This is a genomic window from Clostridium aceticum (genome assembly GCF_001042715.1).
In the GTDB taxonomy this organism is placed as follows: domain Bacteria; phylum Bacillota; class Clostridia; order Peptostreptococcales; family Natronincolaceae; genus Andreesenella; species Andreesenella acetica.
In genome coordinates, this window is the sequence record NZ_CP009687.1 from 1397419 (window position 1) to 1418321 (window position 20903).

At 35.0% G+C, this 20903-nt stretch carries 17 protein-coding genes; 10 read left to right on the forward strand and 7 right to left on the reverse strand.

Annotation, left to right across the window (positions count from 1 at the left end; all coding sequences use genetic code 11):
- Nucleotides 1-401 precede the first annotated feature (401 nt).
- A complete protein-coding gene (locus CACET_RS06410; RefSeq protein ID WP_044823562.1) occupies nt 402-1787 on the forward strand; it encodes a pyridoxal-phosphate dependent enzyme in 1386 nt (461 codons plus the stop codon).
- A gap of 75 nt (nt 1788-1862) precedes the next feature.
- On the opposite strand, the gene CACET_RS06415 is transcribed toward CACET_RS06410, so the two are convergent.
- Nucleotides 1863-3938: a methyl-accepting chemotaxis protein gene (locus tag CACET_RS06415; RefSeq protein ID WP_052661241.1), complete on the reverse strand. Its 2076-nt coding sequence runs from the start codon at nt 3936-3938 to the stop codon at nt 1863-1865.
- A 693-nt stretch (nt 3939-4631) separates the two neighbouring features.
- Here CACET_RS06415 and CACET_RS06420 point away from each other — a divergent pair.
- The 4 genes from CACET_RS06420 to CACET_RS06435 all read left to right on the forward strand — a co-directional run bounded on the left by CACET_RS06420 (nt 4632) and on the right by CACET_RS06435 (nt 8628).
- The gene (locus CACET_RS06420) at nt 4632-5510 is read left to right on the forward strand and encodes a chemotaxis protein (RefSeq protein WP_044823563.1); all 879 of its coding nucleotides are present in this window, start codon (nt 4632-4634) and stop codon (nt 5508-5510) included.
- Nucleotides 5511-5738: 228 nt separating this feature from the next.
- Complete coding sequence (locus tag CACET_RS06425) at nt 5739-6251, forward strand: GNAT family N-acetyltransferase (protein ID WP_044823564.1); 513 nt, start codon at nt 5739-5741, stop codon at nt 6249-6251.
- 8 nt (nt 6252-6259) lie between these two features.
- Nucleotides 6260-6913 carry a hypothetical protein gene (locus tag CACET_RS06430; protein WP_152639998.1) on the forward strand — a complete coding sequence of 218 codons (654 nt, stop codon included), beginning with the start codon at nt 6260-6262 and terminating at the stop codon, nt 6911-6913.
- Nucleotides 6914-6930: 17 nt separating this feature from the next.
- Nucleotides 6931-8628, forward strand: coding sequence for a M3 family oligoendopeptidase (locus tag CACET_RS06435; RefSeq protein WP_044823566.1), 1698 nt, complete (start codon nt 6931-6933; stop codon nt 8626-8628).
- Between the two features lie 146 nt (nt 8629-8774).
- On the opposite strand, the gene CACET_RS06440 is transcribed toward CACET_RS06435, so the two are convergent.
- Nucleotides 8775-9134: a ribbon-helix-helix domain-containing protein gene (locus CACET_RS06440; RefSeq protein ID WP_044823567.1), complete on the reverse strand. Its 360-nt coding sequence runs from the start codon at nt 9132-9134 to the stop codon at nt 8775-8777.
- A gap of 279 nt (nt 9135-9413) precedes the next feature.
- On the opposite strand from CACET_RS06440, the gene CACET_RS20385 reads away from it, so the two are divergent.
- Entirely contained in the window at nt 9414-9593 is a 180-nt protein-coding gene (locus CACET_RS20385) for a hypothetical protein (protein WP_158385985.1), read from the forward strand.
- A 31-nt stretch (nt 9594-9624) separates the two neighbouring features.
- Here CACET_RS20385 and CACET_RS06445 read toward each other — a convergent pair whose 3' ends face one another.
- A complete protein-coding gene (locus CACET_RS06445) occupies nt 9625-11541 on the reverse strand; it encodes a [Fe-Fe] hydrogenase large subunit C-terminal domain-containing protein (RefSeq protein ID WP_044823568.1) in 1917 nt (638 codons plus the stop codon).
- A 1028-nt stretch (nt 11542-12569) separates the two neighbouring features.
- Nucleotides 12570-13586: a pirin family protein gene (locus tag CACET_RS06450; protein ID WP_044823569.1), complete on the reverse strand. Its 1017-nt coding sequence runs from the start codon at nt 13584-13586 to the stop codon at nt 12570-12572.
- Nucleotides 13587-13919: 333 nt separating this feature from the next.
- Here CACET_RS06450 and CACET_RS06455 point away from each other — a divergent pair, with 333 nt between their 5' ends.
- Nucleotides 13920-14282 (forward strand): hypothetical protein, encoded by a 363-nt coding sequence (locus tag CACET_RS06455; RefSeq protein ID WP_044823570.1) that lies wholly within the window; start codon nt 13920-13922, stop codon nt 14280-14282.
- A 195-nt stretch (nt 14283-14477) separates the two neighbouring features.
- On the opposite strand, the gene CACET_RS06460 is transcribed toward CACET_RS06455, so the two are convergent.
- From CACET_RS06460 to CACET_RS06470, 3 genes are all read right to left on the reverse strand, one after another.
- A complete protein-coding gene (locus CACET_RS06460) occupies nt 14478-16451 on the reverse strand; it encodes a TRAP transporter permease (protein ID WP_044823571.1) in 1974 nt (657 codons plus the stop codon).
- Nucleotides 16452-16453: 2 nt separating this feature from the next.
- Nucleotides 16454-16900 carry a DUF1850 domain-containing protein gene (locus CACET_RS19385; protein ID WP_158385987.1) on the reverse strand — a complete coding sequence of 149 codons (447 nt, stop codon included), beginning with the start codon at nt 16898-16900 and terminating at the stop codon, nt 16454-16456.
- Between the two features lie 76 nt (nt 16901-16976).
- The gene (locus CACET_RS06470) at nt 16977-17966 is read right to left on the reverse strand and encodes a TAXI family TRAP transporter solute-binding subunit (RefSeq protein WP_044823572.1); all 990 of its coding nucleotides are present in this window, start codon (nt 17964-17966) and stop codon (nt 16977-16979) included.
- A gap of 449 nt (nt 17967-18415) precedes the next feature.
- Between CACET_RS06470 and CACET_RS06475 the strand changes: the two genes are divergently transcribed.
- Genes CACET_RS06475 through CACET_RS06485 form a run of 3 tightly spaced genes read left to right on the forward strand, consistent with a single transcriptional unit; the run spans nt 18416 to nt 20901 of the window.
- Nucleotides 18416-19222: a putative hydro-lyase gene (locus CACET_RS06475; RefSeq protein ID WP_201774904.1), complete on the forward strand. Its 807-nt coding sequence runs from the start codon at nt 18416-18418 to the stop codon at nt 19220-19222.
- Complete coding sequence (locus CACET_RS06480; RefSeq protein ID WP_052661243.1) at nt 19219-20115, forward strand: DUF4392 domain-containing protein; 897 nt, start codon at nt 19219-19221, stop codon at nt 20113-20115. Before CACET_RS06475 ends, CACET_RS06480 begins: the two co-directional genes overlap by 4 nt.
- A gap of 27 nt (nt 20116-20142) precedes the next feature.
- The gene (locus tag CACET_RS06485; protein ID WP_044823574.1) at nt 20143-20901 is read left to right on the forward strand and encodes a LamB/YcsF family protein; all 759 of its coding nucleotides are present in this window, start codon (nt 20143-20145) and stop codon (nt 20899-20901) included.
- The last annotated feature ends 2 nt before the right edge of the window (nt 20902-20903 follow it).

Below are 20903 nucleotides of genomic sequence, written 5' to 3' on the forward strand. Positions count from 1 at the left end.
AACCTAATCCATAATTTGTTATCCTTGTTATTCTAAGATCCTTCGCTACCCTCAGGATGACAGTTCGAGAGGATTTTGGTAATAATTGCATTAAGTTAACAGCTATGTGTTGGACATCAAATTATAGATGTACAAATGTTATAGATACATATCTACAGGCAAAATTGCTTCAGATTTCATGCTATGGTATAATATGGGATAAGTCATATCAAACCCTTAAAGCAGAAAAAGAGTGAAAAGGGAATGTATACTGCTATATTATGAAGTAGAAATAGGTAAAATATATTTTAGGAAGGAATGATGTTAGAAGTTGCAAGAGTGATAGTCCTTTGTCTAATCTTTTATGAAGAGTACAAAGCAATACAACTGTTCTCTTGCTTGTTAATAAAGAGGAGGTAGCAATGAATAAAAATACAATTATCAACATGGTGGGGAAAACACCTTTGGTAAGGGCAGAAAACCTTGAAAAGGAACTAGGTATTTCAAAAATTTATCTAAAGCTTGAAGGAAATAATCCTTCGGGGCAAAGGATAGATCGACTAGCTTACCTATTAATCAAAGATGCTATAGCAATCAACAAAAGAACACTATGTGTAGGGACTTATGGTGCATTGTCTAAGTCATTGGCACTAATATCCCAGTACTATGATATTCAATGTGTTTTTGTTTTTCCTGCCAACAGGAAGGTAGCAAAACATGAAGCCTTTAATAAAGAAAATATTAAAGTAATTGAATATGGAAAAACGCAATTTGATGCCATTAACTATAGTAAAAAATTGTGTGAGGAAAATAGGTGGTATAATGCCAGCCTAGGTATGGAGAATAATATTTTGAATATGACTTCCTTATCCTTTATAGCAGAGGAGTTACATCAGCAGGTGAAGGGGGAAATAGACAGTGTCTTTTCTCTAATGAGCTACGGTTTTTCAGTATCTGCTCTTAACTTAGGTTTTAGACAACTATGGATTAATGATAGCATTAAAAAGCTTCCTAAGCTATATAGCTGTACAATTAATGAGGGCAATGTAATTTATGAATCCTTTAAAAAAGGTAGTAGTAAAATTATTTCTCTGCCTACTGAAAAAATCAAAATTACTAAATATAACAGGCATTTATTGAATTTTAACAGTTCGATAGCCCAAGACGCACTTGATTCAATTTATGACGCTAATGGTAAAATTACAGGAATCAGTGAAGAAGAGCTAATAAAATATACAAATGAATTTAAAGGGATTGAAAAAATTAAGTTTAGTACAGAAAATGGTTATGCCATAGCAGGATTTATAAAAGAAGCAAGAAAAGGAAATCTGCAAGAGGGAAATCATGTAATTCTACTGGACGATGGTCGTGTAGACCTAGATGTCAGGAGAGTTCAAAAAATAGATACTGATATGTCTATTGATGAAATCGTTGGCCTTATGAATGAGTGGCTAATGGAGTATACAGACCCTATTTATGAGATAAAAGAGGCACTACAATCAGCCTTTGATAAAGGCTTTGTGTTAATGGCATATTATAATAATAAGCTAGCTGGGGTTGCTGTTATTGTTCATACAGGGTTCGAAAATTTTATCCCTACCTATCACTTAGGCTATATTGCTACTAAAAGAAACATTAAGGGCAGGGGCATTGCTACACGGCTTCTCAGTAAAGCAATAGAGGTATCAAATGGCAACATATCTTTACATGTGGAACAAAACAATAATAGAGCGATTAAATTATATGAAAAAATGGGTTTTAGAAAGTCTTATCTTAGAATGATTCATGAATCTAGAAATGAGCTGTAAAAAGTATATAGTTAAAAACACTTTATGATCATAAAAAAGTCATCAGAGGGACAAGGATCCCTCTGATGACTTTGCTTATATCTTAAAGGTGTCTACGACACTTTTTAATCGTTGAGAGCTTTCTTTTAACTTATCTGCAACGACTGTAACCTCACTGGTCTTTTGAGAAATGATAGATGCTCTTTCTGCTATGTTTTCAGAACCTGCCGCTGATTCATTATTCGCAATCGATATCTCATTAATGATTCGGCCCATGTTTTGTATAGAAGCATTTAGTTCTTGTGCAGTGCCACTAAAATCCGTAACTAAATCTTCGATGGAGCTAGCATCTTTAGAATAAAGTTCTCCAGTGTTAACCATTGTCCTATAATCATTTAGCACTGTTACTTCAATAAAATCCAATGCCTTCTCGGAGTTTTGGGTTAGGTCCTTCACCAAAGTGATTACAGTTTTTGTGACTTCTTGAATCTCATTAACCGTCTTCTTAGAATCTTCTGCTAACTTTCTGATTTCATCAGCAACTACAGCAAAACCTTTACCAGCTTCGCCTGCTCTAGCCGCTTCAATGGCGGCGTTTAAGGCAAGAAGATTAGTCTGTGCAGTAATTTGTAAGATGGACTCTGCCAGCAAATTGATGGTGTCTACTGCTTTTGACTGTTCTATAGCTGTTCTTAAACCAGTATCTACACTTCTACGTAGATCGTCTGCCTTCTGTTGAGAAATAATAGCGTTTTCCTTAAGATTTTCTGCCCTTTTACTTATTTCGCTGGATGTTACAGCACCTTCTTGTGCTTTCTCAGCAATAGATTCTACTGCTTTTTCAAGTTCATTTGAAGAAGCGTTCATTTCTTCTGCTGATGCTGCAGTTTCCTCCATCCCAGCAGACATTTCTTCTGTAGTTGCTGATACGTCTTCTACCTGAGAATTTAATTCTAATAATTGCATATTGGTTCTAGTAACGAAGTCTTCTAGATTTTCAGACTCTTCTACTACTGTCTTAATCATGCCTCTAATAGATTTTCGCATCATATCCATCGAAGTCATTAAAACACCTGTTTCATCTTTGGCTTGCATATATTTTTCTGGTATATCCTGTGAGAAGTCCCCAGTTGCTATAGTCTGTATGTGTGTCACAGCTCTTTTAATAGGTTTTGTGATTCTAGATGTAAGTAACATAATTAGTAATGCAGATAAAATAATACTGATGATTGCCACTATACTTAAACCTACTCTAAGTTGGTTAATTTTTGAAATATATTGTGTTGTAGGCATAAAACTTATAACATGCATATTTAAATAATCACTTTTCTCATAGGAGGCTATATTTCTAACGCCCTCCATCGTAAAGAAACCAATACCGGAGTGATTTACCACTAATTCCTGATAAAACTCTTGAATGTCTCCTTCTTCTTGACTAAGGTCAAGGTTAAGGACCTGTGATTGATCTTCAGATGAAACAACAAGTCCTGATGAATTTATTAAGAGTGTTTTTACATTGTGATTAGTGTTTCCTTTAATGATGTTTTCAGTCATTGCTTCTAAGTCCAAGGCTTTCTCCACAGTTCCTAAAAGTTCTTGAGAGTTTTTGCTAAACACAGGAGCAGCTACTAAAAAAACTGGTCTACCTGTTACAGGAGAAAGATGATGACCTCCTAGACCTGCCTTTGGATTTTGCAGAAAATGATACCGCCAACTGTTTTGGGAAGTGTCCAATACTCTGCCCACAGAGTCTCCACCTAGCGAGTCCATTAGTACTGAAATTTCAGCGTTTTCATACCAGGTATAGAAGATATTTTCATATAGTCCCCCTGAAGCTTTTCGTCTTGTTTCGATAATACTAGAAACTCTATCTGATTTTGTAGCATCCAATTGCTTTATTTCTAGAAATTCTTGGTATATATCTACGGTAAAGGGTTCATTTCCCATAGATTCAATTAATTTTACCTCACCCTGTAAAGCAATTTCAATTTGACCTCTCCTTTCTGAGGTTAAAGCAGAGAGGGTATTGATTGCTTCTTCCTCTAGAGACTGGGTAGAAGAAGTGCTAGCGTAGATCAAACTAACCAGCATAGGTACAATAACACATAGAATTGATGTCAAAAAAATCTTACTAAACAAACTGTTTGTTTTTACGGTTAATTTTTTTATCATACAACAATGCCTCCATTCATGGGAATTTAAAATAAAATTTCAAACCTCGTTTACTTCTTATAATCTGCTCTAGTATAAACTGACTCCTGTATTTACAAGTATATCACCTACAAAGGCATGTTTCAATTAAATATTACAAAATCTGTCATATTCTTACAAGATTTTCATAAGTAAATAGGTCTTTGGAGGGATGTTTTTCATAAAGCAGCTTTTGTTATATACTTATCAGGTGTAGGATCTAAACTTTAGTGATAATAAGGACTACATTTGCAGTCCACAATTTTAGGGCGAAATTGTAGATGGTCTATATTAAAGTTTGGTTTTAGAAGCGGCGTATCTATAATACGTAGGTTGTGTAGAATCTGATGCTTAATGAACCTAGCATAATAGAAAATTTCTCTTCCAATAAAAAGGTTTTTAGAGAAATATGTCGAATATAGCTTACTAAACCCAAATAGATATTTAATCAGATCGTCGACTGAGTAAAAATAGAAGATATAAGAAAGATTAGAATATAAATAAACTGATATGAAGAATAATTCATGATTGTAAATAAGGTTCTTTGGGTAAACAGCAGAATAATACAAAAGAATCCTCTACAAATAAAGTAATATGGTAGCTGCACACTAGGCAGTAACAAATTTGTCATGAAAATTATTATAATAAATCATTTATGGAAAAGGAGGTTTTAAATTGAAACAAGAGATACTTTTAGAGAGCGGTATTAACGAATTAGAAATTGTTATTTTTAAAGTAGGAGACAGTTTGTTGGGAATTAACGTTGCCAAGGTAGAATGTATCATCGCATCTCAGCCTACTACAAAAATCCCAAATGCTCATAAAAATGTAAAGGGAATCATTAATTATAGAAATAGAGTCATACCGGTAATAGATTTGATTAAGTCTTTGAAAAAGGAATGTGAAAAAACCTCAAATGAAAGGCTTTTTATCTTAATACATATTAATAATAGCGACTTTGCTATTGAGGTGAGTTCAGTAGTAGGTATTAGAAGACTTTCGTGGGAAGATATTGAAATTCCTTCATCGATCCTTGTAGGAGAAAATGAAACACCTATCACAGGAATTGTTAAAGCTGAAGAAGATAAGCTTGTACTAATACTGGACTTCGAGAAGATATTAGCAGATATAGACGCATCTTTGGCATTAAAAGAGTCAAAGGCTATAGATGGTTTAGAAGGAAAAAAACTAGTGGTGGCAGAAGACTCTAGCTTTTTAATAAAAATAGTATATGAGTCTTTTACTAAAGCAGGAGCAACTGTAGAGAAATTCACTAATGGTAGGGATGCATTGGAATACTTAGAGCAAGTTCCTCAAAATGAAATATATTGTGTGATCACTGATATTGAGATGCCAATCATGGATGGTCTGACCTTGACTAAAAACATAAAGAGCAATCCAAAATTAAAGGACATACCAGTAGTATTATTTTCTTCTATTATCAGCAATGATTTAAAGCATAAGGGCTTAAGTGTTGGGGCTGATGCACAAATTACCAAACCTGAAATCAATCAGTTGGTAGATGTGGTAAAGGATATTGGCAACTTAGCTTAAATTTGTTATAACTATATAAAAATATTTAATGCGTTGGTTGAGGTATCCTCAACCAACGCATTTTGATATACTTTACTTATATATTTTAACCATGAGGGTTAACTTAACACAATTATTACTAAAATTCTCTCTCAATGTCATCCTTCGACTCCGCTCTGCTCCCTCAGGATGATAAATTATGGTTTAAGTTAACGCCTATGATATTTTAATTAGACAAGGAGGAAAAAAATGATAAGACAGGCAACTGAAGAGGATTTAAAATGGATTTTAGAAATATATAATGATGCCATCATAAATACTACGGCAGTTTATGAATACAAAGCCTACTCTTTAGAGGATAGAAAAGTTTGGTACAATAAGAAGATGGAGAAGGGATATCCTGTGCTAGTGTTTGAAGAGGAAGGGAAAATTCTAGGGTTTGCTACCTTTGGGCCATTTAGAGAAAGACCAGCTTATAAGTATACCATTGAACATTCTGTATATGTTGATAGAAGCGGTAGAAACAAAGGCATCGGAACAGCTTTAATGCAGGAAATTATTAAAACTGCTGATGAAAGAGGGTTTGCTACTTTAGTAGCAGGTATCGATGGTGCTAACGAGCAAAGTATAAAAATACATGAAAAACTAGGATTTAAATATTCCGGTACTATAGAACGAGCGGGATATAAATTTGGTAAATGGCTTAATTTGGTTTTTTATCAACTAGATCTTAAAGGACCAAAGATACCAGTAGAGGAATGATGCAGATAATGAAGGTACCTCAATGGAATATAGATAAGGATAAGGTTTTTCATAGGATAAGTTGCAAACCTAGTAGCCCAGGCTATACTGTTGTAGATCAACACTATCAGGCTTTATTAAAGGAATTAAAGAAGATGGCAGATCCTCTAGGAATATATAAGTATAAAAAAAGAGGAGTGGAAGATTCTAATGAAGGAATAGACAATTGTAGCTATGTTGTTTACTGTTTTGTGTCTATAGGTAAAGAAGTAAGTGATAGAATACAGCATTACTTTGAAATAGGAAGTTATCTAAAAGCAACGGTACTAGATGCTATGGCGGATGAAATGCTGTTTTCTATCAGTGAGGAGGTAACAAATCATGTGTTTTCTGAAGCAAAGGAAAGATTGCATGGATTGACCTATAAGATAGAACCGGGACAAAGGGATATCCCCCTAAGGCTGCAAAAAGAAATTATCATGAAGTTAAATGAAGGAGAAGAAAATCTTATCGAAGTAAAAATTACAGAAGGCTTTATGCTGGACCCTTTAAAGTCTATGACCTTTATGTATGGAGCTGATAAAAATCTACCTTTGACTTTAAGAAACCATGATTGTGGAGGGTGTAGTAGAAAAAATTGTCAATTCCGTTTCTTCTCTTCAAAAATGAAGTTGTTAGTATAAATGAAGGAGGATAATAAATGCTAACCTTTAAGGATTATCAATACAAAAGACCAGATATGGAGAAATTGCAGAAGGAATTTGAAAGTCTATTGAATGAATTTGATAGTGCCAGTTCATTTTCCATTCAAGACTGTATTATGAAGGAAATTAACGTATTAAGAAGTCAATTTGAAACGATGGAAGCATTAGTACATATAAGGCATACTATTGATACTACAAATGAATATTATGAGAAGGAAAATGATTTTATTGACGAAGTAAAACCCATCTATGAAGGTTTAATTAATAAATATTATCAATCATTAACTACTTCTAAATATAAAAACCAACTTGAAGATAAGTGGGGCCAACAGCTTTTTAGAATAGCAGAAATTCAGCTAAAAACTTTTTCAGATGAAGTTATTCAAGATCTTCAGCAGGAAAATAAACTTACAAGCCAATATACAAAATTAAGGGCTTCAGCAAAAATTATGTTTGAAGGAGAAGAAAGAAACCTGTCTCAAATGATCCCTTTTATGGAGTCAAAGGATAGAGCTGTAAGGAAATTAGCTCAGGAGGCAGTTAGTGACTTTTTTGTGGAGAAGGAAGAGGAATTTGATGAAATTTATGATGGATTAGTAAAGGTCCGTACTAATATTGCTAAAAAATTGGGTTATGAAAACTTTGTAGCTTTGGGCTATGCAAGACTTACAAGATCTGATTACGATGCAAAAATGGTGGCCAATTATAGAAAACAGGTATTAGCGGACCTTGTGCCAGTGGCGACAAAGCTAAAGGAAAGACAGGCGAAGAGACTTCAGCTGGATACTTTAAAGTATTATGACGAGTCGCTGGAGTTTTTAACAGGGAATGCCTTTCCAAAGGGAGATCCTGATTGGATTATTCAGCAGGGGAAGAGGATGTATCGGGAACTATCACCTCAAACCGACGAGTTTTTTACCTATATGCTGGAGAAAGAATTATTAGATTTAGTAGCAAAGAAGGGAAAAGCAGGTGGAGGTTACTGTACTTACCTAAGTAAATATAAGTCACCTTTTATATTTTCCAACTTTAACGGAACATCAGGGGATGTAGACGTACTAACTCATGAGGCGGGTCATGCTTTTCAGGTATATAGCAGTAGAAATTATGAGGTTCCAGAATATATATGGCCTACATTGGAAGCTTGTGAAATCCACTCTATGAGCATGGAATTTTTTGCATGGCCTTGGATGGATTTATTCTTTAAAGAAGATGTGACAAAATATAAGTTTAGTCATTTAAGTGGTGCCTTGCTGTTTATCCCCTATGGTGTTTTAGTAGATGAATTCCAACATTGGGTATACGAAAATCCAGAAGCAACCCCTGCTGCAAGAAAAGCAACGTGGAGGGAAATTGAAAAAAAATATTTGCCGCATCGAGACTATGAAGAAAATGATTTTCTACATAGAGGTGGATTCTGGTTTAGACAAGGTCATATCTTTGGAAATCCTTTTTACTATATCGATTATACCTTAGCACAAGTCTGTGCTTTTCAGTTTTGGGTAAAAGCCCAAGAAAATAAAGAAAAAGTCTGGGAAGACTATTTAAACCTTTGTAAGGCGGGAGGCAGTAAATCTTTTTTAGAGTTGGTAGAACTTGCTAGCCTGAGAAATCCTTTTGAAGATGATTGCATAAAGTCTATCATCCCTGCTATTACAAAATGGTTAGATTCTATAGAAGACATAAATTTGTAGAAAATTATCTCAACTTAAATGATTGAGCAACTCAAGCAAATAAGAAAGAAATGAATAGGAGTTATCTGCTGTTTTTAGCTTAGGGATAGCTCCTTTACTCTTATAAAGAACAAAACAGAGGCTAGTAGCCTCTGAAGATATGAACTTTACTTATAATTTTTTATATACTCCTGAAGAGCTTCTGTTGTTACGTCAATAAGGGATTTGTTTTTATTTTTTGCTATTTCCTCTAGGCTATCTTTTATCTCCTGGTCTATTTTAAAACCAAGAGGTATTTTTGTCAGTTCTTTTACTTTCTTTTCAAATTCTGATTTTGATATAGTTTCAAACATAAGACGTCCCTTTTCCCCTTTTACATCATCATAATTCCATCCTGTCGGGTTATATCTGGACTCCATATCGTTGAAGCATTTTGAATCTGTCCATATGTCTCCAGTTTCTTTATCCTGTAGAATAAAGTACATCATTTTTTCTTTAACATCATTTTTTGAACCCTTGTTTAACATCACTATTCTCCCCTTTTTATTATGTATTATTATTGGGAATAAACCCTTAACTATAATTATCTCATAAAATCTGGGTTTTGGGGATATCTAATTGTAGATTCACTGGAAGAAATGTTACTAGCTATAGTGTTGAAGCTTGGTTATAGAAGATGATTTCAAATGAAAACTTTGATATAATACTGGTCTTGCTAAAAATACATTTGTTAATAAACAGGCTCTTGATTATGCTGCAGCAGGCATCTATCCAGAAAGTGGAGTAAGTGAAAGACACGAATAGAGATGCACGGTGGAAGTATTACTGTGGATAGTGTCTATGGTGATGGAACTGAATTTACCATAGACTTACCAGTTTTCCCCAGTAACAAGTACAGGCTTGGAAGAAGTAGCACTAGAAAAAACACAGAGGACTTAGTGAAAGGAGATACTTCTTATGGAAAAGATTTGAAACTTTTTCCATAGGAGTATCTTTTTCACTATGAGGGTATGACTTTTATTCTATTATATGGACTACTGATTCAGCTATAGATTGACTTGTAGCTGTAATTTCCTCTAGGCTGGCAGAGATAGCATTGATTGCATCACTGATTTTGTCCATCTTGCTTTCAACGCTTGTAGATTGTTCTACAATTTGAAGTATTGAATTCAACACGTCATGCTCATCGTTTTTAGTAGACTCAGCTATGCTTCTTGAACTTTCAGCTAATTTCCTGACTTCTTCTGCTACCACCGCAAAACCTCTACCATGTTCTCCTGCCCTTGCACTTTCTATACTTGCATTTAGAGCTAGTAGGTTTGTTTGTTCAGAGATATTGATCAGCTCACCAGTAGCTTTTGAAAATTTATTAATCTTCTCTTTAACCAACTGTATACTTGATTTTAACTCATTTGATGCATTAAGCGTATCTTTCGCTTCGTGTGCGATGCTTTCAATACTAGTTGATACTTCTGCACTACCAGCATTTACTTCATTGATTGAGTTTATCACTGCATTTACAACGTTTTTAAGATTTTCTACTTGGTTAAGCCTTTCTTCGTTCATATCATTTACTTGGTTAAGAATTTTTTCAAGCTCATCATTTTTTTCATTGATCTCATTTTTTTCAATCAATACTTCTTTTTTATTGAAATGGATACAGTTCTCTAAGTGGTTGGCCCCATTATAGATTGCTTTTATCATGGTTTCACAATTTCCATATCCACAGGCAAAGCAGTTTGTTTTTTGTTCTTTTACAGATTCTTTATGTAGTTGCAATAATATGCTCTGATGCTCTTCTTGAGAAGGTTCTTTCCATTTTTGTATGCTGTTGGATTGATTTCGATATTTTCTCACAAAATCATTTATATTTAACTTTGAATCGAACAGTTTATACATTTGATCGATTTTTTTAGATAAAGGTAGTTTGCCCTTTGCACTTAATTTTTCTTTTTTCATGGCATTAAATAAGAAATCAATATCATCGACTTCTACTTCCTTTGTAGTGCCTGTACCTATATTACAACCAAAGGGACAATTTAGTATGTCGAGGAGCAGCGGTAAAGGCTTATTCTTACTTAAACGCTTTTTATATTCGTCTAAATAGTTATAGGCATGATTTTGCCCTTCGGTCTGACGTACCCAAGCACCTTTTATTCTAGCCTCTACATTCTCTCTTAATCCACCAGGTCTACTATATAGTAAACCGATAGAACAACCCATATCGTCATAGTCTACCTCTGGATAGGCATCTAAGTCAATCTTTTTTGTCTCTATATATTCTGCCAGCTTCTTAAAGGTCACATTGTACTTAATAAGATTTTCTGTATTTCCATCTCTGATTTCGTTAATTTTAGCAATACAGGGAGATAAAAAGGCCAGTGTATCATTACAGTGCTCATATTTTTTTAAATATATAGCCGTGTTTATCATCGGAGAGTGAATAGGAGATAACTTTGCAATTAATTCTGGACTAAACTTTTCAATATACTCAACAATAGCTGGGCATGGTTGTGCTATTACTGAAGTGAGTTTTTCTTCTTTGATTTTTTTTAAGTATGCCCAAGTCGTTATGTCTGCTCCTAAGGAAACATCATAGATAAGTTTTATACCAATAGACTTTAGGTAGCTAAGGAGCTTCTTATAGTTATGAAAATTCGATCGAACAGCGGGGGCCACAAGTAAAGAAATACTCTGTCCTTTATTTAGATCCTCCATAAATTGATCTATATCATCATAATACTGTCTAGCCTCATGATCACATGCATCAATACAATGGCCACAAACAATACACTTTTCTGAATCTACATCAATCTTGTTTTCTTCATCTACAATACGGGATAAATTGGCATATACTACTGGACATCCATTGATACATTTGTTGCATCCTACACAATTTTCTCTGACAGTATAAATTATTTGATCCTTACTCATTTGTTTTATGTCTCCTTTTTGTATAGTTAGTAAGTTTTACTAGAATCATTAACAAGGTATCTCTTTTCTACAATTGTAAGAATATACAGTGAAGATTGTTTATTATGCAAAAATATTTTTTCTTCTAGGGTGGAGAATTTTTGTGTAACACTATCAAGTATATGATGCATTTTCACTTTTATCTAAGCAGGACTTATTCTATTTTAAGAATGTTTAGTTTTAAATAATTGATAAATTAAGCTATAGACTTACTTATAAGACATAGATAGTTTACCATAAAAGCATTGGGATTTCTATGACTTTTTGTAAAATTTTTCTTAAATTTTATGTAAAATATAAATAAAAAGTCCAAAGAGAAAAAAATAAGTAGGATATATTAATTTTTGCTATGAATAAAAATACCTTCATATATTTTGATGACTGGCAATTAGTTTGTTATGAGTCTCATGGTTGAGAATGGTCTCTAATGCAGCTTAACATCTGATATGTAAAAAAGGAAGGTTTTAATTTAGAAAGAATGTGATAGAGAAGTTAGGAATTTTTAGCGGAAATTAAAGATATTACATCTAAGGTTTCTTTTTAAGCAAAAAACTAAGTAAGGCCGATATGTAAATTTAGATTTCAGTATATTAAAATTCATAGAGATAACTTGTAAAAGATACTACCTACTACATTTAGAGTACATATGTTCAATTTGTTTAGCCAATTTTTCTAAAAGCTTCTGTTGGCGTTTATGTGCAAGATATTTTTTAATAGAAGATATAGATAGTTTGTTTAAAACCAATATGATCACCTCAATAGAATGAATTATTTACATGTTGTCAGAATATATACAATTTTGACGAAAAAAGTTACAATCTACAGCTAATTTTTGAATTTTTTTAACTGAGTAAATAATTCTACGCAGGATATCTTTAAAATATTCTTGATATTGGGTAAACTTTACAGTATTTCGGTAAAAAACATAAGAAGAACCTCCCTACTTTATACAGTATAGTTAAGGTAGGGAGGCTTTTCACCATGAAATCCTATGGAATTTCAGTATGTGTATCGTCATACTTTGCAAATCTACCCATGCCTTTAGCACTGATAGGATCTTTTCTATCCCATGGCCAGCCGCCAAATTGAGTAGTATTATAATCTTGATACGCCTGCTGGATTTCATCCATGCTATTCATTACAAAAGGCCCATAATTTACTACAGGTTCATTGATAGGCTCTCCTTCCAATAATAGTAAATAACTATATTTATCACCATTGATGACTTTAATTTCTTCATCTCCAGATAATTTAATGCTACTGTTCGATTGGATCTTAGTATGATCTATTGTTATAGTGGAGCCCTTATAGTAATATAGGTTTCTATTGAGAGTAGGGGAGACCTTTGGTAAAATAAAGCTAGCATCAGGTTCTAATTGAATAGTCCAAATACCTACATGATTGTCTCTATTATTAGCCCATGAATTAGGATTTGGATCTAAACTTTTAGTACCTTTATAAGACCCCGCAATTACATTTATTTTGGCTTTAGCCCCTGCTGGGCCTTCCTCTATAACTACGGGAATATCTTCAGCCCATAACATTTTATAGTAGGGATCTACGAACTTATCTTTAGCAGGGAGATTTAACCATACCTGGAACAATTCCAATGTGTTTTCTTTATCCTCATAGATTAAAGGAAACATTTCTGCATGCTGCATTCCGCTTCCCGCTGTCATCCACTGTACGTCACCAGCACCGTATCTTCCTGCTGCCCCATTAGAATCAGAATGATCTACATAACCCTGTAATACGATGGTGACAGTTTCAAAACCTCTATGGGGATGAACAGGAAAGCCTGGAACCTCTTTTCCATAATACATTTTCCAAGGACTGCTTAAGTCAAAGTCTTCTCCTAATTTTTTTCCCTCTAAATCTAAACTAGGAACGCCCATTCTTTCATTACCTTTAGGATAATAGTCAAGATGGTGCATTCTTGCAATAAAAGGATCTCCCACATCCTCTCGGAATTTAAAATCCTCTATTTTAATTATTTTTTTGCTCATATTTTCACCCCGTTTTTAATTATTTAAAAGCTTTATATAGGAATTATACCTGTAGATATACCTCTTTAAACTTATATTTTAATATTATAGGCATTAACCTAACATAATTATTAGCAAAATTCTCTCCAACAGTCATTTTGTTAGTTAGTACTAAGATCCTTCGACTCTGCTTTGCTCTCCTCAAGATGACAAATTATGGTTGAAGTTAAGGCTAATGATTTTAATATAAGGGTCCACGGTTTCCTTTTTATGAAGATGTTTTTAGAATTTTAACAGGATTTTCCTTAAGTTTGCAGAAGTAATAGGATAGATGAAAATAGGGGAGGGAGTAGGGTGGTTACATATATTTATACAATAACGCTTAGGTTGATGTTAATAATCATTGTACTATCGGGAGTGGGAGTTGTTTACTTCTGGTGGAAAAGTCATCAGATTGGCAAAGAAATAAAAGAGGCTACATTTAACTTAAATATAGACTTAGATAATGATAAGGCACTGGACTATATGCAGTTTGTTTATAATATAGAGATTCCCAATAGAAAAGTATATTGGAATACCTTAAAGGCTGGCTATCAACTAATTAAGATCAGTGATAATGTTGATGATAGTATAAAGCAGCGGTTGAGGATCATTATGCTAAGTAAAGGGATACTGATAGAAAAACCAAGCTTATTAGAGACTACAAATAGGTGGTAAATACCTGTCTTATAAAAGCGAGGGGAACTATCTACTAAATATTTCATAAAAAAACTGGAGTAATCATTCCTCCAGTTTCTTAACCAATAGGAAATTATAAACTCTATAAATTATGGATAAGTTATAATTTTCGTTATTGGTTTCAACAAAGTCATCCTTTAAATCTTCCAAAGGATGACTTTGTTCTAATTATAATTATTCTCTAATATTCATAGAATCATTTTGAAGTTTTTCGCTTTTGTATCTAGAATATTGTAGTACAGCTGGAACTACAAGTAGTACTAGACCTATGAAGTCGATCATTATATTTGGATGAATCAAGAATAAAGCAGCCAATAGAAACATAGCGCGCTCATGGAATTTCGTGAAGGTTAAGAAATAACCCTGTACGCCACTGGCAAAGCCCACAACCCCTAAACATGCTGTAGCAGTGGAAACAACTGCCTGCACTGGAGTTACATCAATCAATAGAAGTGCAGGACTCATTGCAAATATATAGGGAATGATGAACCCCGCAGATCCTAATTTTAAAGCATGGATACCTGTTTTAAAGGAGTCACCGCCAGCTATACCTGCACCGGCATAGGCTGCTAATGCCACTGGTGGTGTTACGTCTGCAATTACACCAAAATATAAAATAAATAAGTGGGCTGCTATAACTGGTACACCTAACTCCACTAAAGCAGGTGCTGCCATCGTTGCAAGTACAATGTATTTTGCTGTAGTGGGGAGCCCCATTCCTAATATGATAGAAGCCACCATAGTTAGGAATAAAGTAGGTAAAAGCATTCCTCCAGCTAAGCTTATAATTAGATTGGCAAATGTAAGCCCTAAGCCAGTCAAAGTAACAATTCCCACAATGATCCCGGCACAAGCGCAGGCTGCAGCAACACTTACTGCTTTCTTTGCCCCATCCTCTAAGGCAATGAAAAGGTCTATTGGTTTGATTCTAGTATGAGATCGAATCAGACTGACACCTAAAGCTACAATGATACTTAAAAGAGCAGCTCTTAAAGGAGAATATCTAATTAAGAATACAACAACCCCTACTAAAGGAAGCAAAAGGTGGAAGCCCATCTTAAAGGTCTTTTTAAAGTCTGGAAGTTCTTCCTTAGGTATACCTTGAAGATTTTGCTTAGATGCTTGAAGGTGTACCATGATAATTACACCTAAATAATACAATAAAGCTGGAATAACAGCACTAACTACAATAGTGATATAAGGTATATTAGTAAACTCTGACATAATGAAAGCGGCTGCCCCCATAACGGGTGGCAGGATTTGTCCTCCAGTAGAGGCTGCTGCTTCTACTGCACCGGCAAAGTTAGGTTTATATCCTACTTTTTTCATAAGAGGAATGGTGAAGGCCCCTGTAGTAACAGTATTAGCAATAGAACTACCGGAGATAGAACCCATGAAGCCACTAGCTATTACCGCTGCCTTCGCAGGTCCGCCTTTTCTATGTCCTGCCATAGCAAAGGCTACATCTATGAAGAACTGCCCTACACCAGTTACTTCTAAAAAGGCTCCGAACAATATAAACATAAAAACGAAGGTTGCAGACACACCTAGCGGTGTACCAAATATACCTTCAGTGGTCATATAAAGCTGATTAACAATCCTAACTAGATTATAACCCCTATGACCTAAGGCACCAGGTAAATAAGGTCCTAAAAATGCATAGGAAATCGCTAAAATTGCAATAATTGGAAGTTCTGGACCTATACTACGACGGGTAACTTCCAGCACAAGAAGTATGGCAAGAATCCCCATAAAAAGATCTAGGTCAGTAAGTCTGCCCCCCCGTCTTACCAGATCTTCATAAAAGAAGATGATATAAGAAGTAACCATCACACCACCTGCTGTAAATATCCAATCATAAAAAGGAACTTTGGTTTTATTAGACCTTTTGCGAATAGGATACAATAAAAAACCCAAAATAAACACAAATAATAAATGCACCGTACGTTGTTTCATTGCCAAAAGCGTTCCAAAGCCTGCTGTATATAAATGAAAAATAGACATAAATATTGCAATAACTGTAACAACTTTTCCTAGTAGTCCTTTTAAATTACGTATATTGGATGATGTATCAAACTCAGCTAACGTTTCATCCACATCGATTTTTTCTTCTATACTGTCTTGAATGTTTTTTAGTTTTTTCTTCACTGCTAATCCTCCTTTTCAATAAAGAAAGCCTGGAACCTTGTTGTTTTTACAGGTTTTATAATAACCAAACTACCACCTTCTACATAGTCTTTTAAAGATATATGTCTGCCGTCCTCTAAGACTAGACTATGGTTCGCTATTCTTCCAACCCGTAAAGAAATACTTGCTAATTCTTGATTTATTCCACTGTTGATAAAAGTACCATCAACAACTTTAAATTCACCGAAACTGTCTGTAGGTAGTCCTGCTCCAAAGGAACTATACTCTGTTCGTGTTAATAAAAAAGTATGATTTCTTCTAACCTCAAAAACATCCCTTACAGATGTTTTTTCAACCGAGTGTGTATAATCTATATAGATTTCACTGGTGGAAGCTACGATAAATGTTTTTAATATAACATCATTAGTGGAAATTTCAATAGCATAGGCAGGCCAAATTAGGTAAATCAATAATAGAGTTGATATAAAAACAGAAGAAATCAAAAGGGTCGGGTATCGAAATGATCGATACCCGTTTCCAACTTGATTAGTTACCAGCTTCATCAAAGTAACGTTGTGCTCCTGGATGAACTTCTAAAGACATACCATCTAAGGCTGTATCTAGCTTTACATCTCCACCTCTAGCATGAGCCGCTGATAAAGTACCTAAGTTTTCAAATAATGCCTTTGTGATGTCATATACTAAATCCTCAGATAAGTCAGCTCTTACTGCCAGCATAGCCATAACTGCTACAGCACTAACATCTTCGTCTTGATTTCTATAAGTTCCCGCAGGAATCACTACTTCAGCGTAGTATGGGTAGTCAGCAATCAATGCTTGAGCTACGTCAGAGGAAACAGATACTAAGTTGATGCTATGAGTTGTAGCCAAGTCAGTAATGGCTGCTGTTGGTGTACCAGCAGTAACAAAGGCTGCTTGAACATGTCCATCTTTTAAGTTGTCAGCAGCTTCACCAAATGATAAATAGTCAGCTTGGATATCATCATAAGTAAGACCATAAGCTGCTAAAATTTGACGAGCATTAGCTTCAGTACCACTTCCTGGAGCCCCTACTGCAACACGCTTGCCTCTTAAGTCCTCAACACTATTGATACCAGCAGAAGCATCTGCTACGATTTGAATTGTTTCTGGATAAAGCGTTGCTAAACCTTTAAGATTTCCCATTGCATCTTGATCATCAAACATTTCCATTCCATTGAAGGCATAATAAGAAATATCATTTTGAACCATTGCAAAATCTACCTCACCAAAGTTTAATAGATTAACATTTTCAACAGATGCTCCAGTAGATTCTGCATTAGCAGATACGCCATCAATATTCTCATTAATAATGCTGGCAAAAGCTCCACCTAATGGATAGTAAACCCCTGTAGTACCTCCTGTAGCAATTGCTAAACGAGATGGTGTAGCATCTCCTTCACCACCTGTAGCGTCATTACTGCCACAACCTACTACGAATGCTGTTACTAGTAGTAAAAAAACTAATAACATAGAAATAGACTTAAATTTTTTCATTTCTTTCTCCCCCTTTTATTATTTATAAAAAGTTATTTACACAAAAATAACTTTTTAAAAAAACATAATTATTTATTTATTCACTAACAAGCTTTAAAATACATTTGAAGTCAAAATCAAAAATCCTTAAAATAGAATATTTTAAAAACGAAGATGCAATTGACACTATAAAATGTAAAGTGTGAAATTTCGACAAAATATACATAAAGACCTTGAAAAGCGAAGGAATAAAATGATAATATGAATGTATTATACTATATTTTTTACTTCTTGACCACCCAAAAAATAAATAAAATTACAAAGAGAAAACAAATGGTAGAAAATTCAGTCAACTAAGACACTTAAAAAACGTATAATTATTTATTTTTTTGACTAATAATACAAATCTATCCGAAATATGCATAAAGGAATTTCAACAGTAATTGTTGAATCTTAATTCTAAAGAGTTGATGGATAATATGAAAAAGGAGATAGAACCTATGAACGCTGGTGAGTTAGCAAGAGAAGAAATAAGAAAAAAAATGTGGCAGGGACCAACACCTGGTCTGGCTCCAGGCTATACCCAGGCCAATGTCGTTATTCTGCCGAAACAATATGCATTTGATTTCTTTTTATTTTGCCAAAGAAATCCAAAGTCTTGTCCTATATTAGATGTCTGTGAAGGAGGGCAGTATAGGCCTTTACTGACAGCACCTACTGGAGATGTAAGACGAGATATACCTAAGTATCGGATTTACAAAGCAGGAATACTACAGGAGGAAGTAGGGGATATCGTTGATCTTTGGTCTGAGGATTTAGTAACCTTTTTATTGGGCTGCAGCTTTACATTTGAGAAGGCTCTAATGGAGGCAGGTATTTCTATAAGACATATTGATGAAGAAAAAAATGTACCCATGTTTATTACGAATATTGAAAGCAAACCAGCAGGAGTTTTTAGCGGACCTATGGTGGTAAGCATGAGGCCAATCCCTGCTGAATTGGTAGATCAAGCTATTGAAATTACTGGTCGCTATCCAAAGGTGCATGGAGCACCAGTGCATGTGGGTAATCCTGAGGAAATTGGTATTGTGGATATCAGTCATCCTGACTTTGGAGATGCAGTAACAATTAAGCCAGGGGAAGTGCCTGTGTTTTGGGCATGTGGTGTAACACCTCAAGCAGCTGTTATGCGTACTAAGCCTGAGATCGCTATTACTCATTCCCCGGGACATATGTTTATTACAGATATAAAGGATGAGGAGCTGACGGGACTGTGAAGCAAACATATATAGATAGCATTGAAAGTATTATCAGCGTGGATATGGGCTGTAGAGGATTAGGGTCAGGTCTTAAGAAGGGAGACTTCAAGCTCGCCTTAGAAGAGTTAAACCAAGCTGAAAGAATGATCATTGTGACAGGCTTTTGTATCAAGGATACGATGACGGGAGAAACCGATGGTCCTATGGGGGCAGTATCTCTTGCTGTGGCATTAAAAAAGCTAGGAAAAGAGGTCCTTATTATTACAGATGATTATTCCTACAAACTAGTAACTGCCTGTTGCGAGGTTATGGATATTCATGTTGATATAAGCTTAGTGCCCTTCGAGGGAGCTGAGTTTTACTGTGAAAAAATGATGAAGGATTATGCTCCAGATTTAGTAGTTGCCATTGAACGCCCTGGAAGAGCTGCCGACGGAGGTTGCTATTCCATGAGGGGAGAAGATCTGAGTAGTTTTGTCCCCAATACAGATCCACTATTTTCTATAGCCAAGAGAAGTGGCATTAAGACCATTGCAGTGGGAGATGGGGGCAATGAAATGGGGATGGGCAAGATTGCTGAGCATATTAAAGAAAACATAAAACATGGGGAAAAAATCTGTGCAGTTAGTAAGGCGGACTATCTTATTATAGCTGGTGTTTCAAATTGGGGGGGACATGGTATCGTTGCTGGATTGTCCATCATGAATTCCAAAATGTTACTACACCATGTAGATAAGGAAATAGCCATGCTGGAAGGGATGGTAAATGTAGGTGGTGTAGATGGATGTAGTAAAACCTCTGTCTGCACAGTAGATGGATTAAGCTTAGAAGTGAATTTAAGTATTTTGGAAAAGCTTAGAGAAATTGTTTCTGAGGCACTATTAGATCATCCTACATTGGCAATGGGTTAGCAGCTGGTTAAATAGGAGGAAGAAAAAATGATTACTGTTGATTTGAATTGTGATATGGGAGAAGGTTTTGGTGCTTATAAGATCGGATACGATAGAGAGTTACTAGACTATGTTACTTCTGTCAATATTGCATGTGGGTTTCATGCAGGGGACCCTATTGTGATGGACAAGACAGTGGCTTTAGCAATCGAAAAAGGTGTTGCGATTGGAGCACACCCGGGGTTTCCAGACCTGTTGGGTTTCGGCAGGAGGAATATGCATATATCCCCAGAAGAAGCGAAGGCATATATGATTTACCAGATTGGTGCATTGCAGGGATTTGTTAAGGCACATGGCGGCAAGCTGCATCATGTTAAGCCTCATGGGGCCCTTTACAATATGGCAGCAAAAGATTACCAATTGGCGAGGGCATTGGTAGAGGCTGTTAGAGAAATAGATGATGACCTGATCTTTATGGGATTAGCCAATTCCATGATGATAAAAACTGCTAAAGAAGTGGGAATTAAGACTGCTGAAGAGGTTTTTGCTGATAGAAACTATCAAGGGGATGGCTCTTTAGTACCTAGAAATTTACCAGATGCTATCATTCATGATGATGGTATGTGTGTTGATCGAGTTATAAAAATGGTGAAGGAGAAAAGTGTAATGACAGTGGACCAAGAAGAAATTCGTATCAAGGCAGATACTATTTGTCTTCATGGAGATCATCCGTCAGCACTTTTATTTGCTGAGAAGCTTCATAGAGCATTATTACAGGAAGGTATAAAACTAAATCCTATTACTTAAGG

Excerpts from the sequence above, each read along its gene's own strand:
- CACET_RS06430 (WP_152639998.1), top strand. The coding sequence starts at position 6,260 with ATGAAGGTACCTCAATGGAATATAGATAAGGATAAGGTTTTTCATAGG.
- CACET_RS20385 (WP_158385985.1), top strand. The coding sequence starts at position 9,414 with ATGCACGGTGGAAGTATTACTGTGGATAGTGTCTATGGTGATGGAACT.
- CACET_RS06470 (WP_044823572.1), bottom strand. The coding sequence starts at position 17,966 with ATGAAAAAATTTAAGTCTATTTCTATGTTATTAGTTTTTTTACTACTA.
- CACET_RS06485 (WP_044823574.1), top strand. The coding sequence starts at position 20,143 with ATGATTACTGTTGATTTGAATTGTGATATGGGAGAAGGTTTTGGTGCT.
- CACET_RS06475 (WP_201774904.1), top strand. The coding sequence starts at position 18,416 with ATGGATAATATGAAAAAGGAGATAGAACCTATGAACGCTGGTGAGTTA.
- CACET_RS06440 (WP_044823567.1), bottom strand. The coding sequence starts at position 9,134 with ATGTTAAACAAGGGTTCAAAAAATGATGTTAAAGAAAAAATGATGTAC.
- CACET_RS06410 (WP_044823562.1), top strand. The coding sequence starts at position 402 with ATGAATAAAAATACAATTATCAACATGGTGGGGAAAACACCTTTGGTA.
- CACET_RS06425 (WP_044823564.1), top strand. The coding sequence starts at position 5,739 with ATGATAAGACAGGCAACTGAAGAGGATTTAAAATGGATTTTAGAAATA.
- CACET_RS06450 (WP_044823569.1), bottom strand. The coding sequence starts at position 13,586 with ATGAGCAAAAAAATAATTAAAATAGAGGATTTTAAATTCCGAGAGGAT.
- CACET_RS06445 (WP_044823568.1), bottom strand. The coding sequence starts at position 11,541 with ATGAGTAAGGATCAAATAATTTATACTGTCAGAGAAAATTGTGTAGGA.
- CACET_RS06435 (WP_044823566.1), top strand. The coding sequence starts at position 6,931 with ATGCTAACCTTTAAGGATTATCAATACAAAAGACCAGATATGGAGAAA.
- CACET_RS06415 (WP_052661241.1), bottom strand. The coding sequence starts at position 3,938 with ATGATAAAAAAATTAACCGTAAAAACAAACAGTTTGTTTAGTAAGATT.